This window comes from Acrocarpospora corrugata, assembly GCF_009687845.1.
GTDB lineage: Bacteria > Actinomycetota > Actinomycetes > Streptosporangiales > Streptosporangiaceae > Acrocarpospora > Acrocarpospora corrugata.
The window spans coordinates 30,699-48,955 of record NZ_BLAD01000077.1; the positions used below are offsets into that span (position 1 = coordinate 30,699).

Annotated in this window: 18 protein-coding genes and 1 pseudogene; 11 read left to right on the top strand and 8 right to left on the bottom strand. The window is 69.4% G+C overall.

All coding sequences use genetic code 11. The features are described 5' to 3' along the window. Positions 1–560: pyridoxal-phosphate dependent enzyme (locus tag Acor_RS30575; protein ID WP_155340272.1), on the top strand; the 560-nt coding region annotated here is incomplete at its 5' end. Positions 561–623: 63 nt separating this feature from the next. On the opposite strand, the gene Acor_RS30580 is transcribed toward Acor_RS30575, so the two are convergent. Next, complete coding sequence (locus Acor_RS30580) at positions 624–2,351, bottom strand: substrate-binding and VWA domain-containing protein (protein ID WP_155340237.1); 1,728 nt, start codon at positions 2,349–2,351, stop codon at positions 624–626. A 69-nt stretch (positions 2,352–2,420) separates the two neighbouring features. Beyond that, the gene (locus Acor_RS30585) at positions 2,421–3,761 is read right to left on the bottom strand and encodes a M20/M25/M40 family metallo-hydrolase (RefSeq protein WP_155340238.1); all 1,341 of its coding nucleotides are present in this window, start codon (positions 3,759–3,761) and stop codon (positions 2,421–2,423) included. 220 nt (positions 3,762–3,981) lie between these two features. Here Acor_RS30585 and Acor_RS30590 point away from each other — a divergent pair, with 220 nt between their 5' ends. Together Acor_RS30590 and ald are read left to right on the top strand one after the other, a co-directional pair. Next, positions 3,982–5,361 (top strand): aspartate aminotransferase family protein, encoded by a 1,380-nt coding sequence (locus Acor_RS30590; protein ID WP_155340239.1) that lies wholly within the window; start codon positions 3,982–3,984, stop codon positions 5,359–5,361. Between the two features lie 145 nt (positions 5,362–5,506). Further along, a complete protein-coding gene (gene ald / locus Acor_RS30595; RefSeq protein ID WP_155340240.1) occupies positions 5,507–6,622 on the top strand; it encodes an alanine dehydrogenase in 1,116 nt (371 codons plus the stop codon). On the opposite strand, the gene Acor_RS30600 is transcribed toward ald, so the two are convergent. Next, entirely contained in the window at positions 6,619–8,016 is a 1,398-nt protein-coding gene (locus tag Acor_RS30600; RefSeq protein WP_155340241.1) for an SEL1-like repeat protein, read from the bottom strand. The genes ald and Acor_RS30600 overlap by 4 nt on opposite strands. A 67-nt stretch (positions 8,017–8,083) precedes the next feature. Next, complete coding sequence (locus Acor_RS30605) at positions 8,084–8,938, bottom strand: sulfite exporter TauE/SafE family protein (protein ID WP_170317143.1); 855 nt, start codon at positions 8,936–8,938, stop codon at positions 8,084–8,086. A 114-nt stretch (positions 8,939–9,052) separates the two neighbouring features. On the opposite strand from Acor_RS30605, the gene ggt reads away from it, so the two are divergent. After that, the gene (ggt, locus tag Acor_RS30610) at positions 9,053–10,786 is read left to right on the top strand and encodes a gamma-glutamyltransferase (protein WP_170317144.1); all 1,734 of its coding nucleotides are present in this window, start codon (positions 9,053–9,055) and stop codon (positions 10,784–10,786) included. On the opposite strand, the gene Acor_RS30615 is transcribed toward ggt, so the two are convergent. The 3 genes from Acor_RS30615 to Acor_RS42410 all read right to left on the bottom strand — a co-directional run bounded on the left by Acor_RS30615 (position 10,773) and on the right by Acor_RS42410 (position 13,369). Continuing rightward, positions 10,773–12,218, bottom strand: a complete 1,446-nt coding sequence (locus tag Acor_RS30615) for a flavin-containing monooxygenase (protein ID WP_281353279.1) — start codon at positions 12,216–12,218, stop codon at positions 10,773–10,775. The genes ggt and Acor_RS30615 overlap by 14 nt on opposite strands. Then, positions 12,209–13,084, bottom strand: coding sequence for a metal-dependent hydrolase (locus tag Acor_RS30620; protein WP_155340244.1), 876 nt, complete (start codon positions 13,082–13,084; stop codon positions 12,209–12,211). Before Acor_RS30620 ends, Acor_RS30615 begins: the two co-directional genes overlap by 10 nt. 111 nt (positions 13,085–13,195) lie before the next feature. Beyond that, positions 13,196–13,369, bottom strand: a complete 174-nt coding sequence (locus tag Acor_RS42410; RefSeq protein ID WP_170317146.1) for a hypothetical protein — start codon at positions 13,367–13,369, stop codon at positions 13,196–13,198. A 113-nt stretch (positions 13,370–13,482) separates the two neighbouring features. Between Acor_RS42410 and Acor_RS30625 the strand changes: the two genes are divergently transcribed. Both Acor_RS30625 and Acor_RS30630 read left to right on the top strand, forming a co-directional pair. Further along, the gene (locus tag Acor_RS30625) at positions 13,483–14,271 is read left to right on the top strand and encodes an SURF1 family protein (RefSeq protein ID WP_155340245.1); all 789 of its coding nucleotides are present in this window, start codon (positions 13,483–13,485) and stop codon (positions 14,269–14,271) included. A gap of 4 nt (positions 14,272–14,275) precedes the next feature. Next, a complete protein-coding gene (locus tag Acor_RS30630) occupies positions 14,276–14,590 on the top strand; it encodes a DUF3817 domain-containing protein (RefSeq protein WP_155340246.1) in 315 nt (104 codons plus the stop codon). A gap of 4 nt (positions 14,591–14,594) precedes the next feature. On the opposite strand, the gene Acor_RS30635 is transcribed toward Acor_RS30630, so the two are convergent. Beyond that, positions 14,595–14,786 carry a hypothetical protein gene (locus Acor_RS30635; protein ID WP_155340247.1) on the bottom strand — a complete coding sequence of 64 codons (192 nt, stop codon included), beginning with the start codon at positions 14,784–14,786 and terminating at the stop codon, positions 14,595–14,597. Between the two features lie 281 nt (positions 14,787–15,067). On the opposite strand from Acor_RS30635, the gene Acor_RS30640 reads away from it, so the two are divergent. From Acor_RS30640 to Acor_RS30655, 5 genes and pseudogenes are all read left to right on the top strand, one after another. Beyond that, the gene (locus tag Acor_RS30640; protein WP_155340248.1) at positions 15,068–16,147 is read left to right on the top strand and encodes a hypothetical protein; all 1,080 of its coding nucleotides are present in this window, start codon (positions 15,068–15,070) and stop codon (positions 16,145–16,147) included. A gap of 14 nt (positions 16,148–16,161) precedes the next feature. Then, entirely contained in the window at positions 16,162–16,608 is a 447-nt protein-coding gene (locus tag Acor_RS30645) for a hypothetical protein (protein WP_155340249.1), read from the top strand. A gap of 68 nt (positions 16,609–16,676) precedes the next feature. Beyond that, positions 16,677–17,021: pseudogene (locus Acor_RS44850) on the top strand (vWA domain-containing protein); the annotation flags it as partial. An 88-nt stretch (positions 17,022–17,109) separates the two neighbouring features. Then, a complete protein-coding gene (locus Acor_RS44855; protein ID WP_246239354.1) occupies positions 17,110–17,298 on the top strand; it encodes a hypothetical protein in 189 nt (62 codons plus the stop codon). Between the two features lie 11 nt (positions 17,299–17,309). Next, positions 17,310–18,230: a protein phosphatase 2C domain-containing protein gene (locus tag Acor_RS30655; RefSeq protein ID WP_170317147.1), complete on the top strand. Its 921-nt coding sequence runs from the start codon at positions 17,310–17,312 to the stop codon at positions 18,228–18,230. The last annotated feature ends 27 nt before the right edge of the window (positions 18,231–18,257 follow it).

Consider the following 18,257-nt stretch of genomic DNA (forward strand, 5'->3'; position numbering starts at 1 on the left):
AGCTGGCTGAGCGGGAGGGGCGGCGGCTGGTCAGTCCGGCGGATGAGCCGGACATCATCGCGGGGGTGGGGACGCTCTACTACGAGATGCTGACGCGGCAGCCTGAGCTGGATGTGATCGTGGTTCCGGTGGGGAGCGGGACGGGGGCGGCGGCGGCCTGTGTGGTGGCGCGGGCGTTGGCGCCGCGGTGCCGGGTGATCGGGGTGCAGTCGGCGCAGGCGCCGGCGGCGCATGACTCGTGGCGGCTGGGGGAGCTGGTCCGGCGGCCGATGAAGACGACGGTGGACGGGCTGGCCACGGGGTCGGCGTTCGCGTTGCCGCAGCGCATCATGCGGGGTGGGCTGAGCGATTTCGTGCTGGTCTCCGATGACGACTGCCGGGCGGCGCAGCGGGTGCTGGCCGCCGACGCGCACACCCTCGCGGAGGGCGCGGGAGCCGCGGCCCTGGCGGTGCTGCTGACGCGGCCCGCGGAGTTCGAAGGCAAGAAGGTGGGCATCGTGTGCAGCGGCGGCAACGCGGGTCCGGCGGAGATCGCACAGTTGGCCACCGCGCGAAGCTAGCCTGCCGCGCGCGGGCTTGTCGTGCGGGAACAGCTGGCCGCGTGGGAGCAGTCCGGCTGGTGGTTAGAAGTTGGAGATGACTGCCGTGAAGACCTGGTCGATGCTGCCGGATTCGCGGGAGTCGTAGGCGGCGGCGTCGGTGGATTGGGAGATTTGCTGGAGGACGGCGAGGTCGGCGTCTTCGCCGTAGGCGATAGTGAACATGCGGACGGTTTCCTGGCCCTGTTCTTTGCGGAGGTCGGGGAGGAGGTCGTCGAGGGAGAGGGAGGTCTGGTCCTCGTTGCGGCCGTCGGTGAGGAAGACGACGGCGTTGATGGCGTCGTCGGTGTGGCGGGTGAGGACGTGGCGGTAGGAGGCGAGGGCGGTGTCGTACAGGCCGGTGCCGCCGTTGGGGATCAGGTCTCTGATGCGGGCTTTGAGGTCGGACGTGGTGCCACGCTTCATTGGGACGAGTTCGCGGTAGTCGCGGGTGCCCTGCTGTTTGGTGGAGAAGATCCAGAGGCCGACGCGGTCGTTGGGGCCGAACTGGGGGAGGGCGTTGATCGCGGCCTGTTTGGCGAGTTCGAGTTTGGTCTTGCCGGTGCCGGTGACCTCGGCGGACATGGAGCCGGAGACGTCCATGACCATGAGAACGTTGGCGGGTTTGCGGAGGCTGGCCCAGCTTTTCAGGACCTGGTCGAGTACGCCGGGTAACGGCACATTGAGCCGTGTTTTCGGCTGTTTCGGGTCCAGGCCGTTGGCGGCGGTGATCAGCTTGCCGGGGGTGCCCTGGTGGGACCGGAAGGCGAACGAGGCGAATTCCGCCTGCTGGGCGTCCTCATGGAGATATTTCAGGAACCCGGCCGCGGCGGCGCGCTTGGTCTCGTCGGCCCAGGAGAGCACGGCGTAAGGGTTGTCGGAGAAGAGCGTGCCCTCCTTCGGGTAGATCGCCACCAGCGGCACCTTCGGCTTGCGATGCTGCCCCAGCGTCTTCGGGTCACCCGTCGGATTGCCCTGGTTGTAATCCCAGACCGACTTCTCCTCCACGGTGACAGCCGATATGTACGACATCGCCGCCCCCGCGTCATCCGCCCGCTGCAGATTCGACAGGAACGTCAGCGTGGTGTCCCCGTAGTGCACGATCGACCGCTCGACCCCTTGGACGAAGTCCCGCGTCTTCTGATCGCTGACGTTCGCCTTCACCAGATCCCCGGACAACCCGGTCGCCGCGAAGTACGCCCCGATCGTCGCGTTCAGCCCGGACGTCGAGAAGTTGGGATTCGTCTTGCCGAGCCGGAACGCCCCCCATTCCGGATGCCCGTACCGCGCCCACCCCTCCGGATCCGACCCCAGCTCCAGGATGTCCGACCAGCCCAGCTTCTTCTTCGGCCAGCCCATCGCCGCCGCCATCGGCTTCGGCATCGCGATCACCAGCGGCGTACTGGCGATGGAGGGATTGTCCGCCCCCACCGGATCGCGCCCCTTGACCCGCTGCCGGAGCAGCGTGATCCACCCGGACCCGGCCGGGGACCAGACGTCCGGCCGGGGCCCGTCGACCTTCTCGTTCCAGCCCCGCGCCAGCGCCTGCATCACGCCACCGGACGCCTTCGCCTGCACGGTGACATCCACGCAGCCGCCGTTGTACCCGTCCGCGATTTGGCGGAGCAGCTCCGCCTTCTCGCTGGAGACCGCCACCACCAGCTTGACCGGCTCACAACCGCCGTACACGGTACGGAAGACGACTACCACCGCGCCCACCAGAATTACCGCCACGATGACCGGGGCGAATCCGCGCCGACGCCGCTGGTTCAAAGGGCCTCCCGGAAATCTCAGCCTTGCCTCTGAGATTTCCGACGAATGGGGGCTCGTGTTAGTTGCAGATCACTGGGCTCCATACGCGGCGAGGAAGAGCGCCTCGGCGGTGGCCACCCGACGGAACTCCTCTAGATCCACTCGCTCGTTCGGCGCGTGGATCGCCGCGTCGTCGTCCTCGGCGCCGTACAGCAGGATCTCGGCGGCCGGGAACTGCCGGGTCAGCGTGGCGACCAGCGGGATCGACCCGCCCTGCCCGACGTCTCTGGGCGCCCGCCCGAAGGCGCGCTTCATCGCCTCGTTCAGCGCCGCTCGCGCCCGCCCCCCGGCCTCGGCCAGATAACCGGACCCCATCACATGCTGCGAGAACGACACCTGCGCCCCCCACGGCGCGACCTGCCGCAGATAATCCTGAACATCGTTCAGCGCCGTCTTCGGATCCCCCGTCGGAGGGATCCGGATGGTCACCCGGGCCCGCGCCACCGCCTGCACCGCGTTGATCGCCCCGGACACCGTCGGCACGTCCAGCCCGGTCACCGTCACCGCGTACGACGCCCAGAGCCGGTCGGCCAGCGATCCGGACCCGACCAGCGACACGCCGTCCAGCACGCCGGCGGTGACCCGGAAGTCCTCCTCCGACGAGCCCTGGCCGCGGAAGGTCCCGCGCGGCAGGCCCGGCACCCGCAGGTCGCCGTTGTCGTCGTGCAGCGCGGTGAGCATGCGCATCAGCGCGGCCAGCGCGTCCGGCGCGGCCCCGCCGAAGGAGCCGCTGTGCACGGCCTCGCGCAGGGTGCGCACCTCGACGGTGAACGCCGCCATGCCGCGCAGCGTGGTCGTCACCGCGGGGTCGCCGACCCTCGGGTTGCCCGCGTCGGCGACCACGATCGCGTCCGCCCTGACCAGGTCGGGGTTGTGCTCGACGAAGGCTTCCAGACGCTCGCCCGCGTACTCCTCCTGACCTTCCAGGATCACCCGGACGCCTACCGGGAACTCGCCGTTGAAGGCGCGGAGCGCGGCGACGTGGATCATGATGCCCGACTTGTCGTCGGCGGCGCCGCGTCCGTAGAGCGCGCCGTCGATCTCGGTCGGCTCGAAGGCCGGCGTCCGCCACAGCGCCGGGTCGCCGGGGGGCTGCACGTCATAGTGCGCGTACAACAGGACGGTGGGCGCGCCGGGCGGCGCGGGCGCCTCCGCGTACACGGCCGGGAAACTGCCCGCCACCGGGATCTGCCGGACGTCGGGGAGGCCCGCCGAGCGCAGCAACTCCACGGCGAGCGCGGCGGCCGCGCGCACCGCTTCTTCGGGATGTCCGGGAAACGCCACGGACGGGATGGACACCAGCCGTTTGAGGTCTTCTACCGCCTGCGGCAGGCCCGCGCGGACGGCGTTCTCGATTTCCTCAGGTGCCACGTCAATCCCTCACTATCTCAGCATTTGGTCAGCCCATTGCATCACAACGCGCGCCGGGGGGCGTGGATGCCCAAGAATCTCCTCACGGATTTCGTTGCTGTTACATGTCGATGTCGCGGAATCCGAAGTCTTTCCAGATTGGAGCCACGTAATCGCTTGGCAAATGCCAATCTGGCGATGCACACTGTGGAGAGCTCAGAGACCCCGAGGGAAGTATCAGATGACGAACGCCGAAGACCTGCAGAAGGCGGCCCAGGATCACCTCTGGATGCACTTCACCCGGCACGGCTCCTACGCCGACGCCGAAGTGCCGATGATCGTCCGGGGCGAAGGCGCCTACATCTACGACATCCACGGCAAGCGCTACCTGGACGGCCTGGCGGGCCTGTTCGTGGTGCAGGTCGGGCACGGCCGGTCCGAGCTGGCGGAGGCCGCCGCCAAGCAGGCCCAGGAGCTGGCGTTCTTCCCACTCTGGTCGTACGCGCATCCGAAGGCGGTCGAACTCGCGGCCCGGCTGGCCGAAGCGGCCCCCGGCGACCTGAACCGGGTCTTCTTCACCACCGGCGGCGGCGAGGCCGTCGAGAGCGCCTGGAAGCTGGCCAAGAACTACTTCAAGCTCACCGGCAAGCCGCTCAAGCACAAGGTGATCAGCCGCCAGATCGCCTACCACGGCACCCCGCACGGCGCGCTCTCGATCACCGGCATCCCGCCGTTCAAGCAGGTCTTCGAGCCGCTGGTGCCCGGTTCCGTCCGGGTGCCGAACACCAACTACTACCGGTCCGAGGAGATCAGCGGCTTCGCCGGGCTGACCCCCGAGCAGTACGGGCTGTGGGCCGCCGACCGGGTCGCCGCCGCCATCGAGATGGAGGGCCCCGACACGGTGGCCGCCGTCTTCGTCGAGCCGGTGCAGAACGCGGGCGGCTGCTTCCCGCCCCCGCCCGGCTACTTCCAGCGCCTGCGCGAGATCTGCGACCGCTACGACGTGCTGCTCGTCTCCGACGAGGTCATCTGTGCGTACGGCCGGCTCGGCACCATGTTCGGCGGCCAGAAGTTCGACTACGTCCCCGACATCATCACCTCGGCCAAGGGCCTGACCAGCGGCTACTCCCCGCTGGGCGCGATGATCTGCACCGATCGGCTGTTCGAGCCGTTCGCTCACGGCACCGAGATGTTCGCGCACGGTTTCACTTTCGGCGGACATCCGGTCTCGGCCGCGGTGGCCCTCGCCAACCTCGATCTGTTCGAGCGGGAAGACCTTCTGGGCCACGTGACCCGCAACGAACCGATCTTCAGGAGCACCCTGGAGCGCCTCTACGATCTGCCCATTGTTGGCGATGTGCGAGGTTCCGGGTACTTTTGGGGTATTGAACTGGTCAAAGACAAGAACACCAAGGAGACGTTCTCGGCCGAAGAGTCCGAGCGGCTGCTCCGCGGGTTCCTCTCCAAGGCCCTGTTCGATGCCGGTCTGTACTGCCGCGCGGACGACCGCGGCGACCCGGTCATCCAGCTCGCCCCCCCGCTGATCGCCGGTCCCCAGGAGTTCGACGAGATCGAGTCGATCCTCCGTTCCGTCCTGACCGAGGCATGGCGCCGGCTTTAGTCCAATCAAACTGGCTGGGCGCGCCTGCGTCTGGACTGAGGAACGCAGGTCGCGAAGCGGCCGGAGCGACGAGGGAAGACGCAGGCTGGGGGCGCCCAGCCCGCCGAGCCGGAGGCTCGGCCATATCACTGAAAGGACCCAATCAATGAAGATCGGCGTGCCTGCCGAGGTAAAGAACCACGAGTACCGCGTCGCCGCTACCCCGGCGGGCGTGCACGAGCTGGTCAAGCACGGGCATGAGGTGCACGTGCAGCGTGGGGCGGGGCTCGGATCGCACATCACCGACGAGGAGTACCTCGCGGCGGGTGCCAAGATCCTGGACACGGCCGACGCCGTGTGGGACGAGTCCGAGATGGTGCTCAAGGTCAAGGAGCCCATCGCGTCGGAGTACCACCGGCTGCGCCGGGACCAGGTCCTGTTCACCTACCTGCACCTGGCCGCGTCCCGGCCGTGCACGGACGCGCTGCTCACCAGCGGAACCACCGCCATCGCGTACGAGACCGTCCAGATCGGGAACACGCTGCCGCTGCTGGCCCCCATGTCGGAAGTGGCCGGGCGGCTCGCGCCGCAGGTCGGGGCCTACAACCTGATGCGGTTCAACGGCGGGCGCGGCGTGCTGCCCGGCGGGGTGCCCGGGGTGGCCCCCGCGAAGATCGTGGTGATCGGCGGCGGTGTCTCCGGGCTGCACGCGGCGCAGATCGCGGTCGGCATGGGGGCGGACGTCACCATCCTGGACGTCAACGTCGACCGGCTCCGGTTCATCGACGCGATCTACCAGGGGCGGCTGAAGACCCTGGTCTCCACCGCGTACGCGATCGAGCAGGCCGTGCTGGAGGCCGACCTGGTGATTGGCGCGGTGCTGATCCCCGGCGCGAAGGCCCCGACGCTGGTCTCCAACGAGCTGGTGTCCCGGATGAAGCCGGGTTCGGTGCTGGTGGACATCGCCATCGACCAGGGCGGCTGCTTCGAGGACTCCCGGCCGACCACGCACGCGGAGCCGACCTTCCCGGTGCACAACTCGATCTTCTACTGCGTCGCGAACATGCCCGGCTCGGTGGCCAACACCTCCACCTACGCGCTGACCAACGCCACCCTGCCGTACGCGCTCAAGCTGGCCGATCTCGGCTGGCAGGCCGCGCTGCGCGGTGACGCGGGGCTGGCGCTGGGGCTCAACGCGCACGCGGGGACGATCACCTCCCAGCCGGTGGCGGTGGCGCACGGCCTGCCGTACGTGCCGGTCGCCCAGCTGCTGGCGGCCTAGCTCAGGCCCAGCCGTTTGCGCAGGTCGCGGGCGGTGGCCAGGACACGTTCGATCTCGGTCGGGGTCGGCCAGGGGGCCGTGCCCGGCCGGATCAGGGTGGCCCGGACCGAGCTCAGGTGCTCGACGGCGGAGGCGTGCAGGCAGGACTTCTCGGTCAGCCAGGTGACCGGGTCCAGCGGTTCGCGCAGCCGCCGGGTGAGCACGTCCCAGGTGCCGAGGATCTCGGTCAGGTCGGCCACGGTGAGCGTCGTGCCGCCCCGGCGTCCGGACGCGGCCACGGCCAGTTCGGCCCTGGCCGCCAGCTCCGGTTCCGCGCTCCGGTCCCAGCAGGGCGCGGGCGGCGCGGACAGCCACTGCTCGGCCTCCGCGGCTTTCCCGGTGACCGACAGCAGCGTGCCCAGTTCCAGCGCGGCCCGGTAGTGCCCGGCCGCCGCGGCCTGCCGGAACCAGTGCTCGCCGCCGTTCAGATCGGCGTGCTCGGCGATCAGCAGCAGCCCGAAGTTGTACGCCGACTCGCTGTCCCCGCTGGCCGCCGCCCGCCCGAACCAGTGGCTGGCGGCAGCGGAGTCCTCCAGCTCCACGCAGACGAACCCGGCCATGCGCTGGTCCTCGACCCTGCCCGCCCGCGCGGCCCGCTCGAACCAGGCCCGCGCGGTCCGCAGGTCCCGCCGGGCCAGCGCGATCGCGCCCAGCTGGGAGGCGGCCCCGGCATGCTCGTGCTGGGCGGCCAGCCGGTAGAGCACCTCGGCGCTCTCCGGGTCGCGGAGCGCGTGCATCAGCAGGCCCAGATGGTAGGCCGCCTTGGCGTGGCCGCCGCGCGCGGCGAACTCCCACCAGTGCCTGGCCTCGCCTTCCTCACCGGCCGCGTAGCCGAGGAAGCCCAGGTCGTGGGCGGAGGCGAGGTCGCCGTCCAGCCCGGCGCGGCGGTGCCAGTCGCGGGCTTTGCCGAGTTCGCCGGCGTCCTCGCAGAGCAGGGCCAGCCGGCGGGCGGCCTGCCGGGAGCCTGCGGCGGCGGCCGTCTCGTACCACTGCCGCGCGCCTGGGGCGTCGCCCTTCTGCTCCAGCAGCAGGGTGGCCAGGTTGGCGGCGGCTTCGGCGTCACCGGTGCCGGCGGCCAGCTCGTACCAGCTGATGGCTTCGTCGAGGGTGCCGTGCTTCTCGTGCCACATGCCGAGGTTGAAGGCGCTGTCCACGTTGCCGGCCCCGGCCGCGCGCTCCCACCAGTGGCGGGCGGCGGCGCGGTCGCCGCGCTGCGCGTACAGGCGGCCGAGCCGGTGCGCGGCCAGGGCGTCACCCGCCTGCGCGGCGCCGAGAAGGTCGGCCTCGCCCTCCCCAGCAGAGGGCTGCCGGGGGATGGGTGGTGGCGCGGTCGCCACCTCCGGCCAGATTGTCATGCCGGACAGGGTGGCATGTGATCGCGTTGTGACGGACCGTAATTGCCACTTCCTTACGCGGCCGGGGTCATTGAATGCGGATGAATCCGGCATACATCCCCATTCCACAGCTGTAGTGCAGGGTTCCGGCCGGCTGGGCCGGGACGTGGACGCTGACCTGGCCGGTCTCCGGCAGGACCAGGTCATGGCCGTCGATGGCGAGCGTGCGGGTGCAGCCCCTGTTGTTCTTCGTCCGGAATGTGATCTCGATCGGGCGGTTCGGTTCGGCGGCGGCCAGGCCGGGCCGGAACCCGTCGGCGGTGGCCCAAACGGTCAGCGTCTGGGTGTCGCCGGGGCCGGGGGCGGCGGCGACGGCGGGGGTGCCGAACTCGGGTAACCAGCCGCCCAGGCGGAGCCCGGAGAAGATCGTGAAGACACCCGCGACCAGGGCGACCACGGCGACGAGTTTGGTGGCGAGCCGGCGGACGAGCAGGCCGAGCAGCACGAATCCGGGCGCGGAACCCACCACGAACCCCGCCATCACGGCCGCGCCCTCCCAGGCCGATCCGGTGGAGACGGCGACGATCTCCATGCTCAGGGTCACCCCGCACGGCACCAGCACGGTCGCCAGCCCGAGCACCAGGCCGCCGCGTTTTCTGGTGTGGCAGGGCGGCGGCTGGCTCAGCCGGCGAATCCCGAAGAAGATCAGCACCAGCCCGGCCAGGATCAGCAGGATCGTCCGGACCCCGGGCCCGATCTGGACCGCCGAGCCGACCAGCCCGAGCGCGGCTCCCACGGCGGCGTGACCGGCCAGCCGCCCGGCCAGGAACGCCCACACAGAGGAACCCCCGGTGAGGAATCCGCCCTGCACCGCCGTGCAGGAAGCCGATCCGGCCACCAGCCCGGCGGCCAGACCACTGAGGAACAGCGTGCCCACGCTCATCGTCAGCAACGTAACGTGGTCGTCCGGACGCCACCAGTAACAGTTTACTGTCGGCTGGACGTGCTTGACTGGCTGAGTCATGCTGGGTGATCGCTTATGTGGTGGAGGTGGCAAATGGGACGTATCACCGGAACGCTGTTCGGTGCCGTGGTGACCGTGGGCCTGGTCGCGGCCCCCGCGCACGCGGACCTGGTCAAAGAACCGGTCGCGGAGGGGTACGGCGGAGCCGTCGCCACCGTGGACCTGGACGCCAGCAAGGCCGCGCTCAGTGTGCTCAAACAGGGCGGCAACGCCATGGACGCGGCCATCGCCGGCGCGGCCACGCTCGGCGTCACCGAGCCCTACTCGGCGGGCCTGGCCGGCGGCGGATTCCTGGTCTACTACGACGCCAAACGCGGCCGGGTCGTCAGCATCGACGGCCGTGAGACCGCGCCCGCCGCGATGACATCGTCCACCTTCGAGGGCATCCCGTTCGCCGACGCCGTCACCAGCGGCCTGTCGGTCGGCGTGCCCGGCAGCGTCGCCCAGTGGGACCTCGCGCTCCGCAAATACGGCACGTTATCGCTCCGCCAGGCGCTCAAACCCGCGATCGACGTGGCCACCAAGGGCTTCGTCGTCGACCAGACGTTCGTCGACCAGACCGCCGCCAACGCGGCCAGGTTCGCCGATTTCACCTCCACCGCCGCCCTCTACCTGCCCGGCGGCCAGCCGCCCGCGGTCGGTTCGGTCTTCCGCAACCCCGACCTGGCCCGCACCTACCGCGAACTCGGCGACCGCGGCCCCGCCTGGCTGTACGGCGGCAAGCTCGGCCAGGAGATCGTCTCCACCGTCAAGGCCCCGCCGGTCACCCCCGGCTCGCCCAGGGTCGTCCGCCCCGGCCTGATGGAACTCGCCGACCTGCGCGCCTACCGCGCCCTCACCCCCGAACCCACCCACGTCCGCTACCACGGCCTCGACGTGTACGGCATGGCCCCGCCCTCCTCCGGCGGCTCCACCGTGGGCGAGGCGCTCAACATCCTGTCCGCCGCCGGAGACGTCACCCTGCACGAGTACCTGGACGCCTCCCGCCTGGCCTTCGCCGACCGCAACGCCTACGTCGGCGACCCCGCGTTCGTGAACGTGCCGCTGCGGGAACTCCTGTCGGCGCGGTTCGGCAAGGAGCGCGCCTGCCTGCTGGGCGAGACCGCGCTGCCGAACCCGGCCGCCCCCGGTTCCCCCGACGGCTCGTACGGCCCCTGCCCGCAGCCGGTCCCCGCCACCGGCACGAAGGAGCAGGCGGAAGGTCCGGAAACCACCCATCTGGTGGTGTCCGACCAGTGGGGCAACGTCGCCGCGTACAACATCACCATCGAGCAGACCGGCGGCAGCGGGATCGTCGTGCCCGGCCGGGGCATCCTGCTCAACAACGAGCTGACCGACTTCACCTTCGGGCCGGCCCCCGGCGACCCCAACCTGCCCGCGCCCGGCAAGCGCCCGCGCTCGTCGATGGCGCCGACGATCGTGCTCAAGCACGGCAAGCCGCTGCTGGCGGTGGGTTCGCCCGGCGGCGCGACGATCATCACCACCGTGCTGCAGATCCTGGTCAACCGCCTCGACTTCGGCATGACCCTGCCGCAGGCGCTGGCCGCGCCGCGCGCATCGCAGCGCAACATCCCGGCGACGCAGGCCGAACAGGCCTTCATCGATCAGCACGGTGCGGCGCTGCAAGCCCGTGGGCATGTGTTCGCGGTGACGCCGGAGATCGGCGCGGCGACCGGGCTGGAGTTCCTCGGCCGGGGCAAGGTCCAGGCCGTCGCGGAGCCGACCCGGCGCGGTGGCGGTAGCGCTTTGGTCGTCAGGAACCGATGAGCCGGTAGGCGTCCGGCTTCACCTTGCGGGTTCTGGCCCAGTACTCGAAGGTGAAGCCGGGCCAGAGTGTGCGGTTCTTGCCGTGTTCGTCCAGGTACCAGCTCTGGCAGCCGCCTTCTGACCAGACCAGGCGCTTCAGGCGTTGCTGGAGGCGGTCGTTGTAGGCGCGGGACGCCGCGGGGGTTACGTCTATGGCGGCGGCTTTTGTGTGGGAGAGCAGGCGCAGGCAGCTCATGATGTAGCGGACCTGCGCCTCGATCATGAAGACCACCGAAGTGTGGCCGAGGCCGGTGTTGGGGCCCAGCAGGAAGAACAGGTTCGGGAAGCCGGGCGTGCTGACGCCGTGGTACGCCTCGACGCCGTGCCGCCAGGCGTCCTGGATTTTCAAGCCGCCACGGCCGATGATGCGCTGATCCTGGAGTGCGTCGACGACCTTGAACCCGGTGCCGTAGATGATCACGTCGACGGGGGTCTCGCGACCGCCCGCGACGATCGAGTGGTCCCGGATCGTCGTGATCCCGTCGGTGATCAGTTCGACGTTGGGCCTGTTCAGAGCCGGATAGTAGTCATTGGAGAGCAGGATGCGCTTGCAGCCGATGGTGTAGTCGGGGGTCAGCCGGGCGCGCAGGTCCGGGTCGGTGATCTGCCCGGCCAGGTGGCGTTCGGCGAGGACGCGGTGGACCTTCATGAGTCTGGGGTCCAGGGCGAAGCCGAGCGCGCGGGTCTCCAGGAGCCAGTAGATCGTGTTGCGGAAGGCGCGGGTGGCGCCGGGGAGGCGCAGGGCGCGGCGCAGGCGGTCGGGGACGGGGATGTCGGGTTTGGGCTGGATCCAGGGGGCGGTGCGCTGGAAGACGTGCAGGCTGGCGACCTGTTCGGCGATCTTGGGGATGAACTGGATCGCGGAGGCGCCGGTCCCGATGACGGCGACACGCTTGCCCCTGAGTTCAACGGAGTGATCCCATTTGGCCGAATGAAACGCCGCCCCCACAAACGACTCGCGTCCCGAAATTTCGGGATATGACGGGATGTGGAGGGCGCCGATTCCGGAGATCACCGCGTTGGTACGGAACGTGGTTCCGGCCGCCGTGGTGACCTGCCACTGGTTGGCGCTGTCGTCGTACTCCAGGCCGGTGACCTCCGTACCGAACCGGAAGTGTTTCCCGAGGTCGTATTTTTCGACGCATCGGCGTAGGTAGGCCCAGATTTCCTCTTGCGGGGAGAACATCCTGGTCCAGCCGGGGTTGAGCTCGAATGAGTACGAGTAGAAATGGGACGGCACGTCGCACGCGCAGCCGGGATAGGTGTTGTCCCGCCACGTCCCGCCCAGCTCGGCGGCTTTCTCCAGGATCACGAAATCGTGGTAACCCGCAGCCTTCAGCTTGATCGCCATGCCGATCCCGGCGAAGCCCGAGCCGATGATCGTTATCCCCACTGACTCTCCCGGAACTCCCGATGCGCGGCCGACACCGCGATGTAGTCGAGCGCCTGCCGGATGTCGCCCTCGTGCCGGGGATGGAACCCCGGCCGCAGGTATCGCGGCATGGCCAGCACCAGCGACCGCAGCGTCGGCACTCTGCCCTGACGCGCCCGCACGTAGAAGTGGGTCCACCGCCCGCGTACCCCCGGGCCGCCCACCACCGGATCGTTGGCCAGCAGGAACGTCACCCCCTTGCGCAGCAGGTAGAACAGCGCCGGGGCGACCAGCGCCATCGCGCGCGCCCGCCGGACGTACGAGCCGTCCAGGTGAATGAACAAGTCATAGGCGACATTGCGATGCTCCACCTCCTCCGCGCCGTGCCAGCGCAGCAGGTCCATCATGACCGCGTCCGCCCCGGCTTCGTCCAGGGGGCGGGCGTCCAGCACCCACTGCCCGAGCACGGCGGTGAAGTGCTCGATGGCCGCGACGATGGCGACCCGCTCGGTCAGCCAGAACCGCGCGGCCGACGGCGGGAGGGTGTGGTCGCCCAGTAATCGCTCGAAGAGCCACTCCACGTCCTCGACATACGCGGACGGGTCGAGGCCCTGGTCGCGCATGTGTTCCAGCACCCGCTGGTGGGCGACCGCGTGGGTGCCCTCCTGGCCCATGAAGCCCTTCACCTGGTCGTACAGGACCTGGTCGGTGATCAGGGGGAGGGTCTGTTTGAACACGTGCACGAACCAGCGCTCCCCGGCCGGGAGCAGCATGTGCAGGACGTTGATCAGATGCGTGCTGAACGGGTCGCCGGGCACCCAGTGCAGGGGGGTCTGCTCCCAGGAGAACCGCACCCGGCGCGGCGTGATTCGCGTCTCGGTATCCATCGCGCCTCTTTTATTGGACGTCGAGTCCAATGTAGTCGGTCACGATCTGCTGTCAAGGCATGACAAAACCGCCGACGGGCGCGGTCGTCGGCGGTTTGCTTTATGAGGTTGTCAGCCGATCGCGAAGTACGCGGCGACGGCGATCACGACAAGAAGCGCGACGCCGACGGCGATCCAGATCGGAAGCCGGGACGGCGGTTCCTGGGCGGACGCCGTCTCCTGCTCACGGGCGAATGCCTTGAACTGCTGCGTGTTCCCGGCTGGGTCAACCTGAGGGTCGGACATGAAACGAACTCTAGCGACACACCCTGCGCACATGACACCTGTTTGTCGGAATTGCGAAAGGTCAGCGGGTGCCCGTGGCGGGACTGCCGAGGTCGCCGGATACCGTGTAAGCCATGCTGCGCACCCTGTTCTCCCCCCGGCTGGTGGGCCCCCACCTCCTGGTGGTCGGAGTTCTGGTGGCCTTCACCCTGCTCGGCCGCTGGCAGCTGGCCGTCTTCGAGGAGTCCGGCCGCCCGGCCGCCGCCGCCGACCCCGGCCCGGTGGCCGTCGAGTCGGTCAGCCGGGTCGGGCAGCGGCTCACCAGCGAACTCGCGGGACGTCAGGTGCGCGCGGAAGGCGTCTACGGCGAAGGGCAACTCCTGGTCGCCGACCGGCTTCCCGATGTGGAGGCGCCGGGCGGGCGGGCCGACCAGGGCGCCGGTTTCTGGCTGCTCACCCCGTTGCGGCTCAAGGACGGGAGCACGCTGCCCGTCGTCCGAGGGTGGGTGGCCACGCCGCAGGATCCGGCGGCAGCCGTACCGGCCGGGCCGGTGGCCGTGACCGGGCGGTTGCGTCCCCCCGACCAGAGCGACGCGGTGCAGCGCGCCGGCGCGCTCCCGGAGGGCCAGGTGGCGACCGTCTCCACCGCACAACTGATCAACCTGTGGGACGGGCGGCTGCACGACGGCTTCCTGGTCGCGGCCACCCAGACCCCGCCGCTCGCGGCGACGCCCGTGGCCGTCCCCCCACCCACCCAGGGCGCGGCGCTTACCTGGCGCAACCTCGCCTACGCCGCGCAGTGGTGGATCTTCGCGCTGTTCGCCGTCTTCATGTGGTGGCACTTCGTGCGGGACGCCGTACGGGCCGCCAGGACGGCGCGAGTATCGTTGACCGACCCCGCCCCCGAACCCGTGAGCAGGTAGAACCGTGGACTCCGCCCTCAAGCCGTTCCGAATCATGGCCTACGTCGTCGGCGTCATGCTGCTGGTGCTGACCACCTGCATCGTCCTGCGCTACGGCTTCGACATCGAGGGCCCTTCCAAGATCGTGTCCCCGATCCACGGCTTCCTCTACATGGTCTATCTGGTCGCCGCTGTGAATCTGGGCATGAAGGCCCGCTGGTCCTGGGGCTACATCCTGGGCGTGATGCTCGCCGGCACGGTCCCGTTCCTGTCGTTCGTCTTCGAACGCAAGGTCACCGACCGGGTGCACCGCGAGCTCGCCGCCCAGGCCGCCGCCTGACCGGTCAGCTCCCGATGCCCTTCCTGCGGATCCGCCGCAGCCGCTTGCGCTGCGACTCGTCGAGCATGAAATAGGCCACGGCGGGCGCGGCCAGCAGGCCGATCACCACCAGCCAGGAGATCAGCCCTGGCAACAGCCAGAGGGCGAGCAGCGAGCCAACGCCCGCACCGACGTAGTACTTCCCGAGTGGCGACATGCCGGCCCCTTCGTTTCGCGATACATCTCAATACTGCCCGATGGATGCCCGCGCCGCGCGTCAGGTGCTTCGCCACGTGGTGTAGTCGATGGTCAGGACGGGATCCGGGGAGGCGGCCTGGATCCGTACGAGTGCCGGTCTGCACGCACAGCCGCGATCCCGCGGGGAACTCGCGCAACGGGATCCTGGCCACCCGGCGAGCGTCGTCCGCGAGAACGCTCAGGCAGTGTTTGCTCCAAAGTTTCGCCAATTCGTGCCTGCCCGAAAATACGGCGCCCACAATGGCGCGGCCACTCCAGAACGGCAATGGCGACAAGGCCCTGGACGGCAAGTCCTTCCTGGAACAGTGGCAGGTGGGGTTCAACGGCCGGCTGTCCGGCGCGCTCTACTTCGACAAGATCGCGCTGTGGACGCTCGTCTGCCTCGGCGTCCTGCTCGTGGTCTCGCTGGTCCAGGCCATGCTCCGGTGGCAGGCCGACCGGGCCGCGAACCTGGAGCAGGAGGATCTGCTCGCCCGGCTCGCCGCCGCGCTGACCGCGGCCGAGTTCCGGCTCACCGAGTACCGGACGACCGACACCGCGCAACTCGCCGTCGGCGCCCAGGACCTGCTCAACGCCGCCAAGGAGATCCAGCGGGCGAGCGACTCCGCCCGGGTCACCCAGCTGGAGGCCCACGAAGGCCTCAAAGAGGTCCGGGACACCATCGACAACCTGCGCCTGGCGGTCGACACCCTGCTCGCGGGCGCCACCTCGGTACGGGCCGCCGCGGACCGGATCGGCGACGCCGCACAGGGGGTGGGCGTCAAGCTGGCCGAGATCTCCGCCGCGAGCACGTCGGTGGCCGGCGCCACCTCGGCGCTGACCAGGTCGTCGGCCTCGGACAGCGCCCTCATCCGCACGACCGTCGCCGAGAGCCAGCGGGAACTCGGGGCCGGCATCGGCGGCGCCCTCGCGCACACCGGGGACGCGATCCGGCAGGCTCTGGACGAGTGGCGTACGGAGGGCGCGATCTACGCGCACCGGAACGAGACCACGGCCGACCAGCTCGGCCTCATCGTCAGCTCCATCGAGCAGACGATCAGTTCGATGGACCGGCTGCCCGAGTCCATCCAGCGCCTGGACGGCCAGTCCGTGCTGACGGCGCAGCGCCTGGAACAGGCGATGACCGACGCGGTGAAGGGACTCCACCGGGAACTCGATCGCTTCATGATCGGCCTTCCGGACGCGACGGCCAGGACTGAGCTGGTGATCAACGAGCTGGCCGCGGTGCGCCGATCCGTGGACCTCCTCTGCGCGCGGCTCGGCACCGTGGGCCCGAAGAAGCGGAAAGCCGGTCGGCTGCGCGCCTGGTGGTCCCGGTGAATCCCAGGATCGCGGTGCCGGCCATCGCCGGCTGGCTCTTCGCGGACCTGCTGCTGGCGTTCTCGATCGTGGTGCTCGGCACCCAGGAGCCGCCGCCGCTTCCCGTGGTCGAGCCGACCGTCTCCCCGTCACTCAATCCGAAACCGACGCGGCTGGCACTGGAGCGTCGCTACATCAAGGTCTCACTCAGAGTCGATCCGAGAAAGGGCTCACGTTCGGCGATTGGGGCGCTGAGACGGGCCATCAAATCTCATCCCGAACTCAAGGACCGCACGGCCGGAATCGTCCTGACGTTCGGCGCCGTGGTCAGCGGGGGCGAGGACTTCGCCAAGTCGGTCAACAAACTGCTCCCCAGAGTCGACCGCGAACTGTTCCGCGATGTCGCCACCCGCGATTTCCAGCTCATCGGCGGAACCGATGGCGCGGTGGAGCTGCAGATCTATCTCTTCTTCAACAAATAAGCCCTGGAGGCATGTCAATGAGCCAGCAGGTCCTGCCTTTCTATCTCGTGTGCGACGAGTCCTCGTCCATGAACGGGGCCCCGATCGACGCGATCAACAAGTCGTTGCCCGAACTCCATCAGGAGATCGGGGGCAACCCGGTGGTCGCGGACAAGACCCGCTTCGCGCTGATCAGCTTCAACCACCAGGCCCAGGTGCTGCTGCCGCTCTCGGATCTGAGCAACGTCTCCTCCGTACCCGGACTGAACGCTTCTGGTGGCACGAACTACAAGGAGGCGTTCGACCTGGTCCGCGACACGATCACGCAGGATGTGGCGAAGCTGAAGGCCGACGGCCACCAGGTTCTCCGGCCCGCGGTGTTCTTCCTGACCGACGGCCACCCCAATGACAATGCCGAATGGCCGGCCGCCTACCAGCGGCTGACCGACCCCGGCTGGGGTCCGCGCCCCAACATCCTCGCTTTTGGATTCGGGCAGGGCGGACACCACGATCATTCAGCAGGTGGCCACGGTGCGCGGATTCGTCGCCGATGGCTCGCTCAGCCCGGCGAAGGCGCTGCAGGAGTTCGCCCAGTCCCTGATCAGGTCCATCGTCAACTCCGGGACCTCGGCCAACGCCACGGGCGCCATGAGTCTCGCGATGCCCGACACGGTCCCCGGTTTCACCACCATCCCCGCCGATGTCATATGAAGTTCTCGAAGATGCAGGAGCCCGCTCCCGCGGTGGACTTCGTGCCGAAGAAAGAGGTTCCGGAGAGCCCCGAGTTCGCCGGCCCGGTGAACTACGGGAATCCGCACGTGAAAGCGGGGATCCCCCGTGGGCTTCCGGCGACCTGGAAAGGGGGTCAGGACACCGTCATCGACGGCGCCGACTTTCCCGGCCTGACCGTGCGGGGGGCGTCCATCCGCGGTGACGATCACCGTTACCAGAAGGAGGTCCGGCAGGACGCGATGGGGATGTGGACCCTCTCCGGTCCCGGAACCTCCGAGGTGCTGCTGGTCTGTGCCGCCGACGGCGTGGGGAGCCAGCCCTTCTCGCACCGAGGGTCGATGCTGGCGTGCCGGACTCTGCACGAGGAGATCGGGCAGCACATCGAACCGATGCTCACCGAAGGCCAGGGGAGCGAGGCCGCCCAGAAGCTTTTCGAAAGCATCGCGCACCGGATGACCGTGCTGGCCCAGAACTGGGGCATGGAGCCGAAGGCCCTCTCCACCACCCTGGTCGCCGCCCTCGTCGAACTGACGCCGCCCGGCGCGCCGCGCCGCTGCCTGGCGTTCGGGGTGGGCGACAGCGCCGCCCTGCTGCTCCGGGACGAGACCTTCACCGGCCTCTGGGACGACAGCCATGACACAGGGCCCATCTCGGACACGGCGACCGCCGCGCTGCCCACCCATTTCTCCTCGGTGGCCAGTGCGGAAGTCCAGCTCGGCGCCGAGGACGTCCTGGTCGTGTGTACGGACGGCCTGGTGAATCCCATGCGCAACGAGGACGTGCGAGCCCAGATGTCCAGCTGGTGGCGGCGCGAAGCGGTGCCCGGCCTGCTGGAGTTCGCCTGGCAGCTCAGTTTCCGGGCCAAGTCCTTCGGCGACGACCGGACGGCCGTCTGCGTCTGGGGCAGGTGAGCGCATTGGCATGGCCCGACGGATCGG

Coding starts and splice junctions, on each gene's coding strand:
- Acor_RS30590 (WP_155340239.1), top strand. CDS start 3,982: ATGACGAACGCCGAAGACCTGCAGAAGGCGGCCCAGGATCACCTCTGG.
- ald (WP_155340240.1), top strand. CDS start 5,507: ATGAAGATCGGCGTGCCTGCCGAGGTAAAGAACCACGAGTACCGCGTC.
- Acor_RS30600 (WP_155340241.1), bottom strand. CDS start 8,016: ATGACAATCTGGCCGGAGGTGGCGACCGCGCCACCACCCATCCCCCGG.
- Acor_RS30605 (WP_170317143.1), bottom strand. CDS start 8,938: ATGAGCGTGGGCACGCTGTTCCTCAGTGGTCTGGCCGCCGGGCTGGTG.
- ggt (WP_170317144.1), top strand. CDS start 9,053: ATGGGACGTATCACCGGAACGCTGTTCGGTGCCGTGGTGACCGTGGGC.
- Acor_RS30620 (WP_155340244.1), bottom strand. CDS start 13,084: ATGGATACCGAGACGCGAATCACGCCGCGCCGGGTGCGGTTCTCCTGG.
- Acor_RS42410 (WP_170317146.1), bottom strand. CDS start 13,369: ATGTCCGACCCTCAGGTTGACCCAGCCGGGAACACGCAGCAGTTCAAG.
- Acor_RS30625 (WP_155340245.1), top strand. CDS start 13,483: ATGCTGCGCACCCTGTTCTCCCCCCGGCTGGTGGGCCCCCACCTCCTG.
- Acor_RS30635 (WP_155340247.1), bottom strand. CDS start 14,786: ATGTCGCCACTCGGGAAGTACTACGTCGGTGCGGGCGTTGGCTCGCTG.
- Acor_RS30640 (WP_155340248.1), top strand. CDS start 15,068: ATGGCGCGGCCACTCCAGAACGGCAATGGCGACAAGGCCCTGGACGGC.
- Acor_RS30655 (WP_170317147.1), top strand. CDS start 17,310: ATGCAGGAGCCCGCTCCCGCGGTGGACTTCGTGCCGAAGAAAGAGGTT.